The organism is Lysobacter yangpyeongensis (assembly GCF_042655745.1).
In the GTDB taxonomy this organism is placed as follows: Bacteria; Pseudomonadota; Gammaproteobacteria; order Xanthomonadales; family Xanthomonadaceae; genus Agrilutibacter; species Agrilutibacter yangpyeongensis.
The window spans coordinates 1,129,844-1,145,983 of sequence record NZ_JBHSNM010000001.1; the positions used below are offsets into that span (position 1 = coordinate 1,129,844).

A 16,140-nucleotide genomic window follows, 5' to 3' on the forward strand; every position below is an offset into this window, starting at 1 on the left:
GACGTCGCCCTGCGTTGCCGGGCCAGCGCGGCCGGAGCGAAGGCGATTGCTAAACTTGGGCCCATGACCGAATTCATCCCAGTCGGCACGCGCTACGTCGACCTGCCCTCCCCCTTTGCAATGAAACGCGGCGGCGAACTGCGCGGCGCGCGCATTGCCTACGAAACCTGGGGTGAGCTCAATGCCGCCCGCGACAACGCGGTGCTCATCGTCACCGGGCTCTCGCCCGATGCGCATGCCGCGGCCAACGACGCAAATCCCGAAGCCGGCTGGTGGGAGCCGATGGTCGGCCCCGGCAAGCCAATCGACAGCGACCGCTGGTTCGTGATCTGCGTGAATTCGCTCGGCAGCTGCAAGGGTTCGACCGGACCGGCGTCGATCGATCCGGCGACGGGCGACCTCTACCGCCTCTCGTTTCCCGACCTGTCGGTCGAGGATGGCGCCAATGCCGCCGCGCACGTGGTGCGCTCGCTCGGCATCGAGCGCCTCGCCTGCGTGATCGGCAATTCGATGGGCGGCATGACCGCGCTGGCCCTGTTGCGCGCACACCCGGGCATTGCCCGCGCCCACATCAACATTTCCGGCGCCGCGCGCGCGTTGCCGTTCTCGATCGCGATCCGCTCGCTGCAGCGCGAAGCCATCCGCCTCGATCCGGAGTGGAACCACGGCAACTACACCGACGAGCACTATCCCGAATCGGGCATGCGCATGGCGCGCAAGCTGGGCGTGATCACCTACCGCTCGGCGCTGGAATGGGATGGACGCTTCGGTCGCGTGCGCCTGGAATCCGACCGGCCCGACGAAGAGCCGTTCGGCCTCGAATTCCAGGTCGAAAGCTACCTGGAAGGGCATGCGCGCCGTTTCGTGCGCCGCTACGACCCCAACTGCTACCTCTACCTCAGCCGCTCTATGGACTGGTTCGACCTCGGCGAATACGCCGGTGGCGATGTCATGGCCGGACTGGCTGCCATCCGCGTCGAGAAGGCACTGGCGATCGGCGTGCACACCGACATCCTGTTCCCTCTCCAGCAGCAGCAGGAAATCGCCGACGGCCTGCGCGCCGGCGGTGCCGATGCGCATTTCCTGCCGCTGGAGTCGCCACAGGGCCACGACGCCTTCCTGGTCGACATCGCCCGCTTCGGCCCCGCCGTCCGCGACTTCCTCGACAGCCTGTAGGGCGGGTGTAGGAATGGCTGTAGGGCGGCTTTCAGCCCGCCATCGGCCGCCAGCAGTCCCTTCCGCACCCGGCGTCCGCACCCCACCTCTCGTCGTGGCCAGCCAAACCACCAGCCGCGATAGAATCGGTCATATGGACATAACCCATGACCATGAGCCGGCCGCGCTGCCGGACTGCGACTTTCCCGGCCACGACAAGCTGGTCGCCGCCATCGACGCCGCCGTCGCCCGTGGCGACGAACACGAAGTCACCGCGGCCCTGCGCAACGCGCTGTGCCGCATGATCCGCGACCGTGACGTCGAACTCCCGGCGTGCGTGCACGATCCCATCCAGGACCACTACGCACGCCGCGAGCTGTATCGCAGTCCGAAGCACGGCTACAGCGTCGTGGCCATGACCTGGGGCCCGGGCCAGGGCACGCCGGTGCACGATCATTCCGGGCTGTGGTGCGTGGAAGGCGTCTGGGACGGCGAGCTGGAAATCGTCCAGTACGAACTGCTCGAACGCGACGGCGAGCGTTTCCATTTCCGTGCCGCGGGCGGCATGCATGCCGGCCCGGGCAGCGCGGGCAGCCTGATCCCGCCGCACGAGTACCACACCATCCGCAATGCCAGCGATCGCAACGTCGCGATCTCGCTGCACATCTACAAGGCGCCGATGGAGTGCTGTTCGATGTTCGTCCCGCGCGAGGGCGAATGGTTCGTGCGCCAGGACAAGACGCTCTGTACCGACGAAACCCAGTGAGCTTGCGATGCCGGGCCTGGCCCGGCATTTTTCTGCATGCCCCGACATCGAATGCGTCGACGCCGCGGTCGCGGCGCGGAGGATTTCCATGCTGAAGGACCTGCTGCTCGCCTCCCTGCACCACCTGCTCTTCTTCGCCCTGATCGCCATGCTGGTGGCCGAGTCGGTCCTGCTGCGCGGGCGCATCGATGGTGCCGTGGTGCAGCGCCTCGCCCGCCTGGATTCCGGCTACGGCCTGAGCGCCGGCCTGATTCTCGCCGTCGGCCTGCTACGCGTCTTCCACGGCGTGAAGGGCTATGACTTCTACCTGCACAACCCGTGGTTCCACGCCAAGCTGGGCTGTTTCGTGCTGGTAGGGCTGCTGTCGATCCTGCCGACGATCCGGTTCCTGCGCTGGCGCAAGGCCCTGGCAGCGGATCCCGCCTTCGTGCCGGAGGCGCGCGAAGTCGTCGCGATGTCGCGCATCGTCCGCTTCGAACTGCTGCTGGTGGCGGCGATCCTGGTGTTCGCCGCGATGATGGCGCGCTACGGCGGCTTCTGAAGCCAATCCCGCCCCGCTCGGCTATACTGCGCGGCCGCGCCGGAATGGCGGAATCGGTAGACGCAGCGGACTCAAAATCCGCCGCCCTTAAAAGCGTGTGGGTTCGAGTCCCACTTCCGGCACCAGACTGAACCCGCAGGGCCGCGCAATGCGGCCCTCGTCGTGTCTGCGACCGCCGGACATAGAGAAGGCCCAGTCTTCGAGGTTTGACCCTCGGGTGGCTGAGCCTTCCGTTGCCGGAGCGGTTGCAGCGAGTTTTCAGGCTCGTTACTTGTTCTCCGACGCCTGCGAGGTTATCGCGCGGGTGGTTATCGCGGGGTAAAGGGAATCGCAACGTTTTGCGAACACGGCGAGCGCGCCGCTCAGAACGTCCTGCCGAGGCCCGCCACCAGCAGAAGCAGCAGCGCGCCCAGCACGAGGGCGCTGGCCCAGGCGAGTGCGGTTCCCAGCAGCGCCTTCCACTGCCGGCGCCAGCCCAGATAGGCGATCAGCGCCAGCGTGGGCGCCACCAGCAGGCCCAGCCAGACCGCAGCGGCCACGGCACCGATGCCGATCGAGGTAAACCGGATGAACACCGGAAACGCCACGACCACCCAGAGGAAGGTGAAACCGATCGCCGCCCATCCCAGGCCATAGCCGACCCACAGCGGACGTCCGGCGGTGCGGACCACGCCGCCCACCGCCGGCCGCGAGGAAGGTGGCGCGTACAACTCGTGCAGCGACGAAGGAACTTCGTTCTCTCGCATGCCGGACGGCGCGGGATCCTGCGTCATGCCCAGGGCCACCAGCCGCGTCCGGTCTGCGCGTAGCGATCGGCCGCGCGCTCGAAGCGGTTGCGCACGCTGATTCCGCCGCACGCGAGGTACAGCGGCAGGAACAGCAGGCCCAGCGCCATGTACTGGTACACATGCGCGCGCTCGTGGTCGGCGAGCAGGATCGGCGCTTCGTCGGCGTGGCCGGCGCGATGCGCGTAGGTCACGCAGGTCGAATCCAGCGTGTCGCCGGTATGCAGGATCACGTTGCCCAGGGTGAGCGCTCCGCCCGGCCCCCAGGGCCAGCCATGGAACACGATCGCCAGGTCCCTCGGGCGCCAGTGCGCGTGCGCGCCGAAAACCAGTCCCACGGCGCCGGCCAGCAGTCCCAGCGCGGTGTTGGGCAAGGCCCACACCATGCCGAGGCCCACTGCGATGCCGCGCAGCACTGGGTTCAATTGCCCTCTTCCGGGGTCAGCAGCCAGAGGATGAGGTAGACCAGGATGCCCGGGAAGGCCGCGGAGACGATCGACAGCACTACGTAAAGCACGCGCACCAGGGTGGCATTCCAGTCGAAGCGCCTGGCGATGCCACCCATCACGCCAGCCAGAATGCGGTCGTCGCGGGAGCGGGAGAGCGTGCGTGGGGCGTTCATGGATGTGTCCTCCGGACCTGCCGCGAGTCTAGCGCGGCCTCAGTGCGGGTTCGATCGTGGCTGGCGCATTTCGCGCAACCGCGCACGCAGCCATTCCGCGGACGGCACGACCGGCCGTCCGGCGCAACGCACGCGATAGGCGCGACCGCTCATGCTGCTCCGGGTGCCGGCGCGTTCGATGAACTGTTCGGCGCTGGCGACGAGGTCGCGCCTGCGCAGCCATTCGTACTTGCGGCGCAGGTGTTCCTCCGCCTGCTTCGCCGGATACCAGCGGCCGTTGCGTTCGAAGTCGCAGCCCGAGGCGCCCATCGCGGCGATCAGCCGGTCGATCTCCCCGGCCGCGACCGGCGGCGGCGCGGCCTGCGCTGAAGCCAGCAGCAGGACGGACAGCAGCACGACGAACCTGTTCATGCGTGCAATCTGCAGCGACCGCCGCGCCGACTACCGCGACCGCTGCTCGAGCCAGTCGTGGATCGCCGAGGGCACTTCGCGCTGGGCGCGGCTCGACACGTAGATGCCGATATGCCCGCCCTTGAACGAGAGTTCGCTGTAGTCGTCGCTGCCGACGAGGTCCTTCAGCGCGCGCGATGCCGATGGCGGCACCAGGTGATCCTGCTCGGCGTAGATGTTCAGCACCGGCATGTCGACGAAGCCGAGGTCGACCGGACGGCCGCCGATCTCGATGCCGCCGTTGACGAAGCCGTTGCGCTGGTAGAACTGGCTGACGAACTGGCGGAAGGCCTCGCCCGCCTGGTCGGGCGAATCGAAGATCCATTTCTCCATGCGCAGGAAGTCCTCCAGCGCCTGCCGGTTGTCGAGGATGTCGACCATGCCGACGTACTTCTGCACGAACAGCCGCCACGGCTTGAGCGTGAGGTAGGTCCAGTTCATCAGGTCGGCCGGCACGTTGCCGAGCGTGTCGACGAAGGCATCGACGTCCAGGCAGCGCACCCAGTTCGACAGCATGTTGTCCTCGCCGTGGAAGTCCACCGGCGTGACCATGGTGACCAGGTTGCGCACCTTCTTCGAATTGAGCGCCGAATAGCACAGCGAGAACGCGCCGCCCTGGCAGATGCCGAGCAGATTGATCGCGTCCTGGCGGTACGTACGACGCAGGTGGTCGACTGCGCCGCCGAGAAAACGCTGGATGTAGTCCTCGAGTTCCAGGTAGCGATCGGAACGGTCCGGGTAGCCCCAGTCGAGCACGTACACGTCCTCGCCGCGCTCGAGCAGGCCGCGCACGATCGACTTGTCGCTCTGCAGGTCGACCATGTAGGGCCGGTTCACCAGCGCATAGGCGATGAGCAGCGGCACCTTCGCGGTCGGCGCGCGCTCGCCCTTGAAGCGGTACAGCACCACCTTGCCGTCGCGCCAGACTTCCTCGCGTGCGGTGGCGCCGTAATCGACGTCGTCGACCTCGTGCAGCGTTTCCAGGCCCGCGCGCAGCTTGGCCTGCACCTGCATCGCCTCCTGCGCCAGGGTTTCGGGGGTGAAGGCGAAGGGGCCGTGCAGGTCGGTGGGGGTCATGCGCGCGCTCCCTTCTTCGCCGGTGCCTTCTTCGCCGGTGCCTTTTTCGCCGCGACTTTTCCGGCCCTGGGTTGCGCGGCCGGGTTGGAGGCCTCGTTCGGTGTTCGGGAAGCGGCGTCGTGCAGCGTGTCACGCAGGCGCCGCAGTTCGCGTTCGAGCTGGACGATCTTGCGATGCGCCGCGTCGATCTCGGTGCGCGTGGGGATGCCCAGCTGGCCGCAGAACTGCTCGACTTCGCGCTGCAGGCCGGCGCGCACCTTCATCTGCGCGTTGAGGAATTCGCCGTAGGTCTCGCGGAAACGCGGCGACAGCGCGATTTCGGCGTAGGCGTCCTCGGCCGCGTCGATCCACAGGTCGAACAGCGCGCGCGCGGAGCCGAGCTGGCGACCGGGTTCGCTGCGCTCGGCGAGCTTGTCCTCGAAGCGGCGGAAGGCGAGCTGCGTCGCTTCGGCCATCAGCGCGTTGTACGCGTTGCTCTTCTCCTGATAGTCGAGCTGCGCCTGCGCAAGCGCCTGCCAGCGTTCCTGGTGTTCGCGCGCAAAACCGAACGCCGGCAGGCCCAGCCAGCTGCGACCGTCGCGCTGCAGGTTCTGCAGCAGCGGCGCCATCTGCTCCATCCAGTGGTCGACGCCATGCTGGCCCGGGCCAGGCATGCCCTTGAACATCTCGGCGAACGCGTTCGCACCGTTTGCGCCGAGCATCCGCCGCCATGCGTCGGCGATGTCCGCGGGTTGCGCCTGGGTGCCGGCGAACTGCGCCGCCAACTGCTGCAGCTGGCCCAGCCATTGCTGCGCCTGGGAATTGAAGCGGTTGACGGCATCGTCCGCACCGCTGGCCGGGTTGGCTGCGGTCGCTCCTTTCGCCAGCTGCGACCACCAGCCCAGCGCGTCGTTCCAGTTGGGCATGGCGGGTTGGGCGGGCGTCGCGCCTGCGCGCATCGCATCGCCCCACGCGCTCCAGTACTGGCGCGCAAGCTGCTCGAAATCGTCGAATCCGCTGGCCATCAGGTTCCTCCGTCAAGGCGGAGGATGATACCGCTGCGACTGTTGCAGGGAGGGATGCAGGAAGCGCTCGCCTGCGTGCAAGGCGGGCCGGGGCCCGCCCTACGGTTTGGGGATGCGCAGGGTCTTGCTGATCATCAGCGAGCCCGACAGCGCGAACATCAGCACCAGCGGGTGGAACTGCCATGGCCCCAGCTGGATCATGCCCAACCACACGTTCGGGCCGATCGCGCCTTGCCGTGCGGCGACGGCGAGCACGATCACCAGCAACAGGCTGGTCGGGATCGGCGTGCCCTCGAAGTACTTCACCTTGTCGCCGCCGCCCGACAACTGCTCGGCCGTCACGTTGTAGCGCGCCAGGCGGCTCACGCCGCAACCGACGAAATAGCTCAGCACCGCCCAGTCCCAGCCGCCCTGCAGGCCGCAGGCATACGCCAGCGCCGCCGGTGCGACACCGAAGGAAATCACGTCGGCCAGCGAATCCAGTTCACGACCCAGCGTCGAAGAGGATTGCCGCCAGCGCGCCACGCGACCGTCGAGCGCATCGAAGACGAAGGCCGCGGGAATCAGGGCCATGCCGACCAGCAGGTCGGCGACCACGCCATCCTGCAGGAAGCGCATGGCGGAAAAGATCGCCCCGGTGCCGCAGAAGGCGTTCGCGAGCGTGAACCAGTCCGCGAGATGGAACCCGCGGATCATGGAGAAGTGCCGGCGATTGCGGGGATCCGTATTCATCGGCGGATCGTGCCAAGGCCCATCGCGCGCCGCAAGCCGGTGCGGCGCGACCGTCGGGCTGGCCGGTTCTGTGATCCATGGCACGCCCGCACCTGGCGCGTGAACCTAGCCTTCGCGGGAGCCGGAAAGGACGCAGCCCCATGGACACCCTATCGAGCGCGCAGCGGGCGCGCATGCAGCAGTTGCTGCGCCAGCGGTACGGCACCCACGCGCGCGGCGCGGTCGCGATGCGGCACTCCGCTTCCGCGGCCGCGGCCGCACCCGCCGCCTCCATGCACACCGGCGGACCGTTGCCAGCGTCGATGGTCACCCTGCCGGTGGCGCCGTTCGCGGTCCGCGCGCTCGGCCACCTGACCTACGGCGCGACCGCGGCCTCGTTCGCCGAATTCAATGCCCTGGGCTCCAACGACACCACGCGCCTGGCCAATTTCGTCGAGTGGCAACTGGACTGGACGAACATCGACGACAGCGCGCTAGATGCGCGTCTGACCGGGGCCGGGTATTCGACGCTGGGCAAGAGCCTCACCCAGCTGTGGACCGACCACGTGCTCGGAGATCCGGATTGGGATGTGCGCATGCGCCCGGCCTGGGAAGTGCAGCGCGCCGCGTTCGTCCGCGCCGTGCATTCGAAGCGGCAGCTGCGCGAACTGGTGGTGAACTTCTGGCACGACCACTTCAACGTGACCGCCACCGAAGGCGATGCCGGTCCGGTCTACGTGCATTTCGACCGCGACGTGCTGCGACAGCACGCGTTGGGCAACTTCCGCACGCTGGTGGAGGAAGTGGCACGCAGCACGGCGATGCTTTACTACCTCGACAACGCCGACAACACGCGTGCCGGCCCCAACGAGAACTTCGCGCGCGAACTGCTGGAACTGCACACGCTAGGCGCCGAGCACTACCTCGGCTTCGCCGATCCGTTCCAGATTCCGCCGTGCCCGGAAGATCCGGCCTATCCGTCGGGCTACTGCGACATCGACGTCTACGAGACGGCCTCTGCCTTCACGGGATGGACGGTGAAGGACGGGCACTGGGAGTTCCCGACCGACGATGACGGCACGTTCGTCTATCGCCAGACCTGGCACGACGCGGGCCCCAAGTTCGTGCTGGGTCGCCTGCTCAATCCCGAACAACCGGCGCTCAAGGACGGCCGCGACATCCTCGATCGTCTCGCCAGCCACCCGTACGTCGCCCGTTCCATCTGCACCAAGCTGATCCGCCGCTTCGTCAGCGACAAGCCGGATCCGGCGCTGGTCGCCAGCGCGGCCGCCGTGTTCCGGCAGCACTGGCAGGCCAGCGACCAGATCGAACGCGTGCTGCGCCACATCCTGCTGTCGCCCGCACTTCCGGGCAGTTGGGGATACAAGCGACGTCGTCCCTTCGAGACCATGGTCGCGGCCATGCGCGCGCTCGGCACGGACTGGACGCTGCGCATGGGCAACGACAAGAGCGACGAGTTCATGTGGCGCATGGATTACACCGGCCACACGCCGTATGAATGGCCCGCGCCGAACGGCTATCCGGATACCGCATCGGCATGGTCGGGTTCCAACAGCCACGCGATGACGTGGAAGATGCTGAACTGGCTCACCGAGACGACCGATGCCGGCGTGCCGCTGGCGCCGATCCTGCAGACCACGCGCGCCAACGTGGCTTCGTGGACGGCGAGCAACCTGGTCGATTTCTGGTGCCGGCGCCTGCTCGGTTACCTGCCCACCGCCACACGCCGGCAGCAACTGGTGGCCTTCATGGCGCAGAACGGCAGCGCTACCGGCTACGTGATTGCCGATACGGACACCTGGTCCGCCAACGACCTCAAGCAGCACTACAACCAGCAGCGCCTGCGCAGCATGGTGTCGCTGATCCTGATGTCGCCCGAATTCCTGAGCCGCTGAGGACAACGCCATGGGATTCAACCGCCGCGAGTTCCTCAAGGGTTGCTGCGCCAGCAGTGCGCTGGGCGCTGGCAAGCCGCTGATGATGTTTTCCGGCCGCGCCGACGCCAGTGCGGCCGGCGCCGGCAACACCGTCGTCCACGTGTTCCTGCGTGGTGCGATGGACGGTCTCAACCTGGTCGTCCCCGTCAGCGGCATCGACCGCGGCCACTACGAGCAGGCGCGACCCAATCTCGCCATCGCCAACTCGGGTACCTACGGCGCCCTGCCCCTCACGCTCGCCAACAACGCCGCCACCGGATTCGGCCTGCATCCGTCGGCCACCGGCCTGCGCGACCTGTGGAACGCGCAACACCTGGCCATCGTGCACGGCTGCGGCCTGCCCGAGGCGACGCGCAGCCATTTCGACGCGCAGCTGTACATCGATCTGGGCAGCCCCGGCGCCAAGGGCACCGGCAGCGGCTGGATGACGCGTGCGTGGAATACGCAAGCGGCCACGGGGGCAGGCGGCAGCGTGCCGTTGCTGGGTGTCAGCAGCCGCACGCCGGTGTCGCTGCTGGGATCGCCCGACACGTTGGTCATGGCCGATCCGTCGGATTTCGCGCTCGACAGCGGCGCCTGGCAATGGCAGCAGGCCCGCGCCGGGGCCCCGGCCGGCTTCCGCGGCGTCAACGAGATGCTCGCTTCGATGTGGGCCGGCCCGAGCACGCTCGAGGAAGACGGACAGCGCGCCGACCGCTCGCTGCGCGTGATCGCCACCCAACCCTACGCCGCCCTGCCCGCGGGATGGCCGACGGGTACGTTCGCGGAACAGTTGTGGACGATCGCGCAATCGATCCAGTTCGAACTCGGCCTCAACTACGCCACGCTCGACCTGGGCGGCTGGGACACGCACGACGGACAGGGCACGGCCGGCGCCGGCTGGCACTACTACCAGAACAAGGTGAACGAGCTGTCGTCCGCGCTGTCGGCTTTCTACGCCAGCCTGGCGGCGAGCGGACATGCATCGCGCGTCACGGTGGTCGTGCAGTCCGAATTCGGCCGCCGCGTACGCGAGAACGCCGCCGGTGGCACCGACCACGGTTATGGCAACCCGATGCTGGTCCTCGGCGGTGCCGTCAACGGCCGGCGCTTCTTCGGCGCGTGGTCGGGCCTCGATCCCGAAGTGCTGTCGCCTTACTACGGCGACGTGCCGGTCAGCACCGACTACCGCCGCGTGCTCTCGGAGATCCTGGTCCGCCGCATGGGCAATCCGAACCTGACGACGATCTTCCCCAATTACGCGGGCTACTCACCGCTGGGCATCGTGCAGGGCACCGACCTGCCCACGTCGCTGGCGATGCGGGCCAGCAGCCAACCGGGCTACCGGACAGCGACAAAAAAATCCCGGCCCCACCACGAAGCGGGATTCATCGACCTCTTCTGGCGCCATGTGCGCCAGTTGCTGCGTTGACCGCGGAAGAGTGCGTGCCGCCGCGCGGCGGCTAGACTTCGCGGGTGACCCCGCCGCCCCGCAAAGTCGTGCATGTGGACATGGATGCGTTCTACGCCTCCGTCGAGCAGCGCGACGATCCTTCGCTGCGCGGCAAACCCGTCGTCGTGGCGTGGCGCGGTTCGCGTTCGGTCGTTTGCGCGGCGAGCTACGAGGCGCGGCGCTTCGGCGTGCGCTCGGCGATGCCGGCGGTGCGCGCGGAGCGCCTCTGTCCGCAGGCGATCTTCGTGCCGCCCGACTTCACCCGTTACAAGGCCGTGTCGCGCCAGGTGCGCGAGATCTTCGCGCGCCACACCGACCTGATCGAGCCGCTCTCGCTCGACGAGGCCTACCTCGACGTCACCACCACCAAGACCGGCCTGGACACCGCGACGGCGACGGCGGAAGCGATCCGCGCCGCGATCCGCGAGGAGACCGGGCTCACCGCGTCGGCCGGTGTGGCACCGAACAAGTTCCTCGCGAAGATCGCCAGCGACTGGCGCAAGCCGGACGGTCTGTTCGTGATCCGCCCGCACCGGGTGCTGGCGTTCCTGGAGCCGCTTCCCGTGGGCCGCTTGCCCGGCGTGGGCAAGGTGATGGAAGGCCGCCTTGCGCAGATGGGTGTGACCACCGTCGGCGACCTGCGCGCGCTGCGCGTGGAGGAACTGGAACGCCGCTTCGGCCGCTGGGGCCTGCGCCTGCACGAACTCTCGCTCGGAATCGACGAGCATCCGGTGCAGAGCGAGCGCCCGACGATGCAGATCTCGGCGGAGGACACCTTCGAGCACGATCTGCTGCTGGACGAACTCGAACCGCATATCCGCCGGCTGGCGGAAAAGGCCTGGGCCGGCTACGAGCGCGAGCGCGCTTCGACGCATGGCCGGCTCGCGCGCACGGTCGTGCTGAAGCTGAAGACCTCGGATTTCAGGACGCTTACCCGCAGTCTCACGCCTGCTTCGCGACCGGAGTCGCTGCGGCAGCTCGCGGACATCGCCTGCGAGTTGCGTTCGCGGGTCGAACTGCCCAGCCGGACACGCTACCGGCTGGTCGGCGTGGGATTGTCGGGCTTTGTCGATGCCGACAGTGCGGCGGCGCAGGAAGACCTGTTCGCCTGACGCGGCCGAGGCCATTGAGACAAGCGGCATGAAAAAGGGTGGGCCTGGGCCCACCCTGCAGCCTGTGTCCGTCTCCCCGCCGGAACGGGGAGATGGACCACGCGGTCACCAGATCACGACGCGCTTGTCGCCGGTGCGCACCATCGGGTCGCCGTCCTTGCACTGGAAGGCGGCGGCGAACTGCGGCATGTTCGACGGCGCCGCGATCGCGCGGAAGTTTTCCGGCGCGTGCGGGTTGGACGCCACCAGCACCTTGAGCGATTCGGGCGTCATCACGCTGCGCCAGCTCAGCGCGAAGCTGGCGAAGAAGCGCTGGTCGCGGCTCATGCCTTCGATCATCGGATCCGGCGTGTTGCCCGCGGCCTTCTTCATCGCGTCGTAGGCGACTTCGATGCCGCCCAGGTCGGCGATGTTCTCGCCGAGCGTGAGCCGGCCGTTCACCTTGACGCCCGGCAGCGCCTCGTAACCGTTGAACTGCTGCACCAGCTTCTCGCTGCGCTCGGCGAAGCCCTTCGCGTCGGCCGGCGTCCACCAGTTCTCGAAGTTGCCGCTCGGTCCGAACCGGCTGCCCTGGTCGTCGTAACCGTGCATCAGTTCGTGGCCGATGGTGGCGCCCGTGTTGCCGTAGTTGAGCGCGTCATCCGCCTTGGGATCGAACAGCGGCGGCTGCAGGATCGCCGCCGGGAACACGACTTCGTTGAGCTGCGGGTTGTAGTAGGCGTTGACCGTCTGCGGGCTCATGCCCCACTCGGTGCGGTCGACCGGCTTGCCGATCTTCGCCAGGTTCCAGCGGTAGTCGAATTCGTTGGCGGCCAGCACGTTGCCGATGTAGCTGTCGCGGCTGGTCTGCAGCCCGCTCCAGTCGCGCCACTTGTCCGGGTAGCCGATCTTGGGCGTGAACGTCGCCCACTTCTCCAGCGCCTTCTGGCGCGTGGCGTCCCCCATCCATTCCAGCTTCTCCAGGCGCGCCTTCAGCACGTCGCGCATGTTCTGCACCATGTCGAGCACCTTCGCCTTGGATTCCGGCGGGAAGGTGGCCTTCACGTAGAGCTGGCCCATCGCTTCGCCGACCTGGCGGTTGATGGTGCCGAGCACGCGCTTCCACGGCTCCTGGATTTCCTTCTGGCCGTTGAGGGCCTTGTTGTGGAATTCGAAGTACTGCTGCGCGAAGTCGTCGCTGAGGTAGCGCGCGGCATCGTCGACCATGTGGAAGCGCAGGTAGCTCTTCCACGTCGCCACCGGAACGTCGGCGAGCATGCGGTCGAACTCCTGCTGGAACTCCGGCATCGCCAGCGAGAACATCGCGGGCGCTTCGATGCCCTGCGCGGCGAAGAACTCGCTCCAGGTGAAATGCGGCGTCAGCTTGTCGGCATCGGCCACCGACACCGGGTGATAGAACAGCTCGGTATCGCGCGAAAGCTCCTCGCTCGACTTCGATACCTTCGCCAGGCGCGTCTCGAACGCGAGCACGTCCTTCGCCTGCTGCGCGGCATCCGCGGCGGCGATGCCGGACATCTCCAGCAGCTTCGCCACGTGCGCCTGGTAGGCGTCGCGTGCGGCCTTCTTGTCCGCGTCGAAGTAGTAGCTGCGATCCGGCAGGCCGAGGCCGTCCTGGGTCACGTAGGCGATGTTGACGTTGGAATCCTTGAAGTCGGGGCTGGGACCGAAGCTGAAAACGTAGCCCTCGCCTTTCGCGAACGCCTGTCGCAGGAACGCGGCGACGGATGCGCCGTCGGTCAGGCCCTCGACGGCAGCGATGCGCGGCTGCAGCGGCTGGATGCCCTGCGCGTTGCGCTTCGCCGTGTCCATGCCGGTGGCCCACAGGTCGCCGATGATCTTTTCCACGCCGGTACCACCCGCCGCGGCGGCGTGTTCGGCCAGCTGGTGCTGCACGGCGAGCGAGCGCTCGCTCATCGCGCTGTACAGGCCCCAGTCGGTGCGGTCGGCGGGGATGGGATTGGCGGCCTTCCACTTGCCGTTGACGTAGGCGTCGAGATCGGCGCAGGCGCTCTTGCCGGCGTCGAGGTCGTTCGCGCTGAAGCCCGCGACCTGCGGCAGCTTGCTTTCGTCCAGCGCGAAGGCCGGAGGCGTGGTCGCGGCCTGCGCCTCGGCGGTCGCCGGCTTGCCGGCATTGCATCCGGCCAGGGCCAGCATGCCGACGAGGCAGCCGGCGGCCAGCGGTTTGATGGTGGGAACAGCCATGGAACTCTCCGTGGAAATCGATGGGTGACAGAAGAGCCGACGGCAAGGAGGCCCCTTCGCAGGCCGTGCGGTGCCTGCCGAACCTAGCAGTCGCGCGGTGCGGAATGCATGTGACGTTCGGGCTATGCCGGAAAACGGGACAAACGCGGCATGGTGCACCTGCCGGCGGTGCGGCAGAACGCGGCGGACGTTGCGTGCCGGAAGCGGCTGTGTCCCACGCGCCTGTTGCGTCAACGCCCGCCGATGGCGAGGAAGCGGTCCCGTGCGGCGACGCCGAGGTCCGGCTGGTCGATGAAGCATCCGTGCACGCCCAGGCCGAACAACTGCATGGCTTCGTCGATGACGCTGGGGGTGGCAATCCCGTCGGGGTTGCGCGTGAGCAGCGCTTCGTCGGCCCGCAAGGTGTACGGATGCACGAGCAGACCGGCCTCCAGCGCGTGCGCGAGGAATGCAGGCCCCCGCTCCTCTTCCCGCGCGGCGGGTTTGCCTTCGTGCGACTGCGGAGCGGATCCGCGCGGCAGGAGGCTGCCCTTCCGCGGGCCGATGCCGGTGGCGTAGTTCGCCCGCATCCATTGCAGCGCCGGCTGTGTCGCCAGCGCGCGGTATCGCGTGGCGGCATCGATGCCGCCGACGATATCCGCCAGGCCGCCGTAGCGTGCTGCGAGATCGAGTCCGTAGCTCGCGTTCGAGCGGAAGTCGTATGGCCCGCTCGCATCGAGATCGCCGAACAGCTGCACGAGCGGAAACTCCACGCCCGCCGCCGGCATGACCGAGCGCTTCAGCTCGAGGAGGTTGGCGACTTCGAAGCTCTGGATGTAGACGCGACGCGGATCGGTGAAGCCTTCGGCGATCAGCGTCTCGACGAGCTTGTGTCCCACCGACACGCCGATCGGGGCGCCGTCGATGCGGCGGCCTTCGCTGGCGAAATACGTCGGCAGCTTGGTCTCGGGATAGACACCGACCGCGCGGCCATCGCGGCTCGCGGCTTTCGCCAGGCGCAGGATCTCGGCAAAGGTCGGGATCTCGTACCGGCCATCGAAGCGCGCGCTGGCCGGGCGCACATCGGGAATGCGCTCGCGGGCGCGCAGTGTCTTCAGTTCGGCGAGGGTGAAGTCCTCGGTGAACCAGCCGGTCTGCGTGCGGCCGTCGATCACCTTGGTGGTGCGGCGGCTGGCGAACTCCGGGTGCCGGGCGACATCGGTGGTGCCGGAGATCTCGTTCTCGTGGCGCGCGACCAGCACGCCGTCGCGCGTCGCGACGAGGTCGGGCTCGATGAAATCGGCGCCCTGGCGGATGGCCAGTCGATACGACTCCAGCGTGTGTTCGGGGCGATAGCCGCTGGCGCCGCGATGGGCGATCACGATGGGGCGCTGGTCGTCGTCGCGGGTAGTGCAGTTCACGGCGGGTTCCCCTGTGGCGACCGCGGCAGGAGCGCGGGACGCGCACGCCACGACGGCTGGAAGCGACATGCCGCATCATGACCCGGCGGCGATCTTCCGGGAATGCCGGCACGCGGTGCTGACCTTCAGGGCCACGCACGCGATCCGACCCGACAGACCAGACTTCGCGACGCATGTCGCCGCCTTCACCGATCGAGCAGAGGCTGCAGGTCGCGCACGAAGTCCGCGTACGCGGCATGGCGCGCGTCGCTGTCGCGCTGCCGCAGAACGTAGGACGGATGTACGGTCGCGAGCACCCGGACACCGCTCGCCAGTTCCTGCCAATGCCCACGCTGGCGCATCAGCGCGAACTTGCTGCCCAGCACTGCCTTGGCGGCGATCGCTCCCAGGCACACGATCACGTCCGGGCGGATCCGCTCCAGTTCCCCTTCCAGCCAGACACTGCAGGCCTTCCGGTGCACCGGATCGGGACTGCGGTGCAGCCGCACCTTGCCGCGGATCTCGAAGCGGAAATGCTTCACCGCATTGGTCACGTAGATCGCGCCGCGGTCGATGCCGAGTTCCGCGAGCGCGCGGTCGAACAGCTTGCCCGCGGGGCCGACGAAAGGCCGGCCGCTCAGGTCTTCCTGATCGCCCGGCTGCTCGCCGATGACAACGATGCGGGCGCGTGCCGGCCCTTCGCCGAACACGGTCTGGGTCGCCGGCTTCCACAGTTCGCAGCGCTTGCAGCCGGCCGCGGCATCGCGCAGCGCGGCCAGGCTGCCGTCGACGGGCTCGGGCGCGCTGCCTTCGGGGACGTTGCCGGTGCGCGCAGCCTTCCTCGGAGCGCGCTTTGCCGCGGTGCCGGTCTTGCCCTGATTCCGCTCCGAAGCCGGTGGCGCAGCGGGCTTGCGTGGTCGCTTCGTCGCCATGCCCCATTGTCCCG

At 68.1% G+C, this 16,140-nt stretch carries 15 protein-coding genes, 1 tRNA gene and 1 pseudogene; 7 read left to right on the forward strand and 10 right to left on the reverse strand.

What is annotated here, in order from left to right; translation table 11 throughout:
- Positions 1 to 63: 63 nt before the first annotated feature.
- The 4 genes from metX (at position 64) to ACFPN1_RS04730 (ending at position 2,587) form a co-directional block, all read left to right on the forward strand.
- The gene (gene metX / locus ACFPN1_RS04715; RefSeq protein ID WP_386753412.1) at positions 64 to 1,176 is read left to right on the forward strand and encodes a homoserine O-acetyltransferase MetX; all 1,113 of its coding nucleotides are present in this window, start codon (positions 64 to 66) and stop codon (positions 1,174 to 1,176) included.
- A 133-nt stretch (positions 1,177 to 1,309) separates the two neighbouring features.
- The gene (locus ACFPN1_RS04720; protein ID WP_386753413.1) at positions 1,310 to 1,921 is read left to right on the forward strand and encodes a cysteine dioxygenase family protein; all 612 of its coding nucleotides are present in this window, start codon (positions 1,310 to 1,312) and stop codon (positions 1,919 to 1,921) included.
- A gap of 88 nt (positions 1,922 to 2,009) precedes the next feature.
- Positions 2,010 to 2,462, forward strand: coding sequence for a DUF2214 family protein (locus tag ACFPN1_RS04725; RefSeq protein WP_386753414.1), 453 nt, complete (start codon positions 2,010 to 2,012; stop codon positions 2,460 to 2,462).
- A 38-nt stretch (positions 2,463 to 2,500) separates the two neighbouring features.
- Positions 2,501 to 2,587, forward strand: a tRNA-Leu gene (locus tag ACFPN1_RS04730).
- Positions 2,588 to 2,824: 237 nt separating this feature from the next.
- Here ACFPN1_RS04730 and ACFPN1_RS04735 read toward each other — a convergent pair.
- From ACFPN1_RS04735 to ACFPN1_RS04765, 7 genes are all read right to left on the reverse strand, one after another.
- Positions 2,825 to 3,235 carry a hypothetical protein gene (locus ACFPN1_RS04735; RefSeq protein ID WP_386753416.1) on the reverse strand — a complete coding sequence of 137 codons (411 nt, stop codon included), beginning with the start codon at positions 3,233 to 3,235 and terminating at the stop codon, positions 2,825 to 2,827.
- The gene (locus tag ACFPN1_RS04740; protein WP_386754042.1) at positions 3,232 to 3,660 is read right to left on the reverse strand and encodes a hypothetical protein; all 429 of its coding nucleotides are present in this window, start codon (positions 3,658 to 3,660) and stop codon (positions 3,232 to 3,234) included. The genes ACFPN1_RS04735 and ACFPN1_RS04740 overlap by 4 nt, the downstream gene beginning before the upstream one ends.
- 8 nt (positions 3,661 to 3,668) lie before the next feature.
- Complete coding sequence (locus ACFPN1_RS04745) at positions 3,669 to 3,869, reverse strand: PspC domain-containing protein (protein WP_386753417.1); 201 nt, start codon at positions 3,867 to 3,869, stop codon at positions 3,669 to 3,671.
- A 39-nt stretch (positions 3,870 to 3,908) separates the two neighbouring features.
- Complete coding sequence (locus ACFPN1_RS04750) at positions 3,909 to 4,280, reverse strand: DUF5329 family protein (RefSeq protein ID WP_386753419.1); 372 nt, start codon at positions 4,278 to 4,280, stop codon at positions 3,909 to 3,911.
- A gap of 30 nt (positions 4,281 to 4,310) precedes the next feature.
- Complete coding sequence (locus ACFPN1_RS04755; RefSeq protein ID WP_386754043.1) at positions 4,311 to 5,381, reverse strand: class III poly(R)-hydroxyalkanoic acid synthase subunit PhaC; 1,071 nt, start codon at positions 5,379 to 5,381, stop codon at positions 4,311 to 4,313.
- 11 nt (positions 5,382 to 5,392) lie between these two features.
- The gene (phaE, locus tag ACFPN1_RS04760; RefSeq protein WP_386753421.1) at positions 5,393 to 6,400 is read right to left on the reverse strand and encodes a class III poly(R)-hydroxyalkanoic acid synthase subunit PhaE; all 1,008 of its coding nucleotides are present in this window, start codon (positions 6,398 to 6,400) and stop codon (positions 5,393 to 5,395) included.
- A 99-nt stretch (positions 6,401 to 6,499) separates the two neighbouring features.
- Positions 6,500 to 7,132, reverse strand: coding sequence for a CDP-alcohol phosphatidyltransferase family protein (locus tag ACFPN1_RS04765; protein ID WP_386753422.1), 633 nt, complete (start codon positions 7,130 to 7,132; stop codon positions 6,500 to 6,502).
- Between the two features lie 140 nt (positions 7,133 to 7,272).
- Here ACFPN1_RS04765 and ACFPN1_RS04770 point away from each other — a divergent pair, with 140 nt between their 5' ends.
- The 3 genes from ACFPN1_RS04770 to dinB are packed head-to-tail and all read left to right on the forward strand — an operon-like array spanning position 7,273 to position 11,613.
- Positions 7,273 to 9,027: a DUF1800 domain-containing protein gene (locus ACFPN1_RS04770; RefSeq protein WP_386753423.1), complete on the forward strand. Its 1,755-nt coding sequence runs from the start codon at positions 7,273 to 7,275 to the stop codon at positions 9,025 to 9,027.
- Positions 9,028 to 9,037: 10 nt separating this feature from the next.
- Positions 9,038 to 10,480, forward strand: coding sequence for a DUF1501 domain-containing protein (locus ACFPN1_RS04775; protein ID WP_386753424.1), 1,443 nt, complete (start codon positions 9,038 to 9,040; stop codon positions 10,478 to 10,480).
- A 44-nt stretch (positions 10,481 to 10,524) separates the two neighbouring features.
- Positions 10,525 to 11,613 carry a DNA polymerase IV gene (gene dinB, locus ACFPN1_RS04780; RefSeq protein WP_386753425.1) on the forward strand — a complete coding sequence of 363 codons (1,089 nt, stop codon included), beginning with the start codon at positions 10,525 to 10,527 and terminating at the stop codon, positions 11,611 to 11,613.
- 105 nt (positions 11,614 to 11,718) lie between these two features.
- Here the strand turns inward: dinB and ACFPN1_RS04785 are convergent, their stop codons facing one another.
- From ACFPN1_RS04785 to ACFPN1_RS04795, 3 genes and pseudogenes are all read right to left on the reverse strand, one after another.
- The gene (locus ACFPN1_RS04785; protein ID WP_386753426.1) at positions 11,719 to 13,815 is read right to left on the reverse strand and encodes a M13 family metallopeptidase; all 2,097 of its coding nucleotides are present in this window, start codon (positions 13,813 to 13,815) and stop codon (positions 11,719 to 11,721) included.
- Positions 13,816 to 14,045: 230 nt separating this feature from the next.
- Positions 14,046 to 15,215, reverse strand: coding sequence for a glycerophosphodiester phosphodiesterase family protein (locus ACFPN1_RS04790; protein WP_386753428.1), 1,170 nt, complete (start codon positions 15,213 to 15,215; stop codon positions 14,046 to 14,048).
- A 185-nt stretch (positions 15,216 to 15,400) separates the two neighbouring features.
- Positions 15,401 to 16,051, reverse strand: a pseudogene (locus ACFPN1_RS04795) (UdgX family uracil-DNA binding protein); the annotation flags it as partial.
- Between the last annotated feature and the right edge of the window lie 89 nt (positions 16,052 to 16,140).

Bases quoted from the DNA above. Each gene is read 5' to 3' on its own strand.
- ACFPN1_RS04765 (WP_386753422.1), bottom strand. From the start codon at position 7,132: ATGAATACGGATCCCCGCAATCGCCGGCACTTCTCCATGATCCGCGGG.
- ACFPN1_RS04750 (WP_386753419.1), bottom strand. From the start codon at position 4,280: ATGAACAGGTTCGTCGTGCTGCTGTCCGTCCTGCTGCTGGCTTCAGCG.
- ACFPN1_RS04725 (WP_386753414.1), top strand. From the start codon at position 2,010: ATGCTGAAGGACCTGCTGCTCGCCTCCCTGCACCACCTGCTCTTCTTC.
- ACFPN1_RS04770 (WP_386753423.1), top strand. From the start codon at position 7,273: ATGGACACCCTATCGAGCGCGCAGCGGGCGCGCATGCAGCAGTTGCTG.
- ACFPN1_RS04735 (WP_386753416.1), bottom strand. From the start codon at position 3,235: ATGACGCAGGATCCCGCGCCGTCCGGCATGCGAGAGAACGAAGTTCCT.
- ACFPN1_RS04785 (WP_386753426.1), bottom strand. From the start codon at position 13,815: ATGGCTGTTCCCACCATCAAACCGCTGGCCGCCGGCTGCCTCGTCGGC.
- metX (WP_386753412.1), top strand. From the start codon at position 64: ATGACCGAATTCATCCCAGTCGGCACGCGCTACGTCGACCTGCCCTCC.
- ACFPN1_RS04775 (WP_386753424.1), top strand. From the start codon at position 9,038: ATGGGATTCAACCGCCGCGAGTTCCTCAAGGGTTGCTGCGCCAGCAGT.
- ACFPN1_RS04745 (WP_386753417.1), bottom strand. From the start codon at position 3,869: ATGAACGCCCCACGCACGCTCTCCCGCTCCCGCGACGACCGCATTCTG.
- ACFPN1_RS04720 (WP_386753413.1), top strand. From the start codon at position 1,310: ATGGACATAACCCATGACCATGAGCCGGCCGCGCTGCCGGACTGCGAC.
- phaE (WP_386753421.1), bottom strand. From the start codon at position 6,400: ATGGCCAGCGGATTCGACGATTTCGAGCAGCTTGCGCGCCAGTACTGG.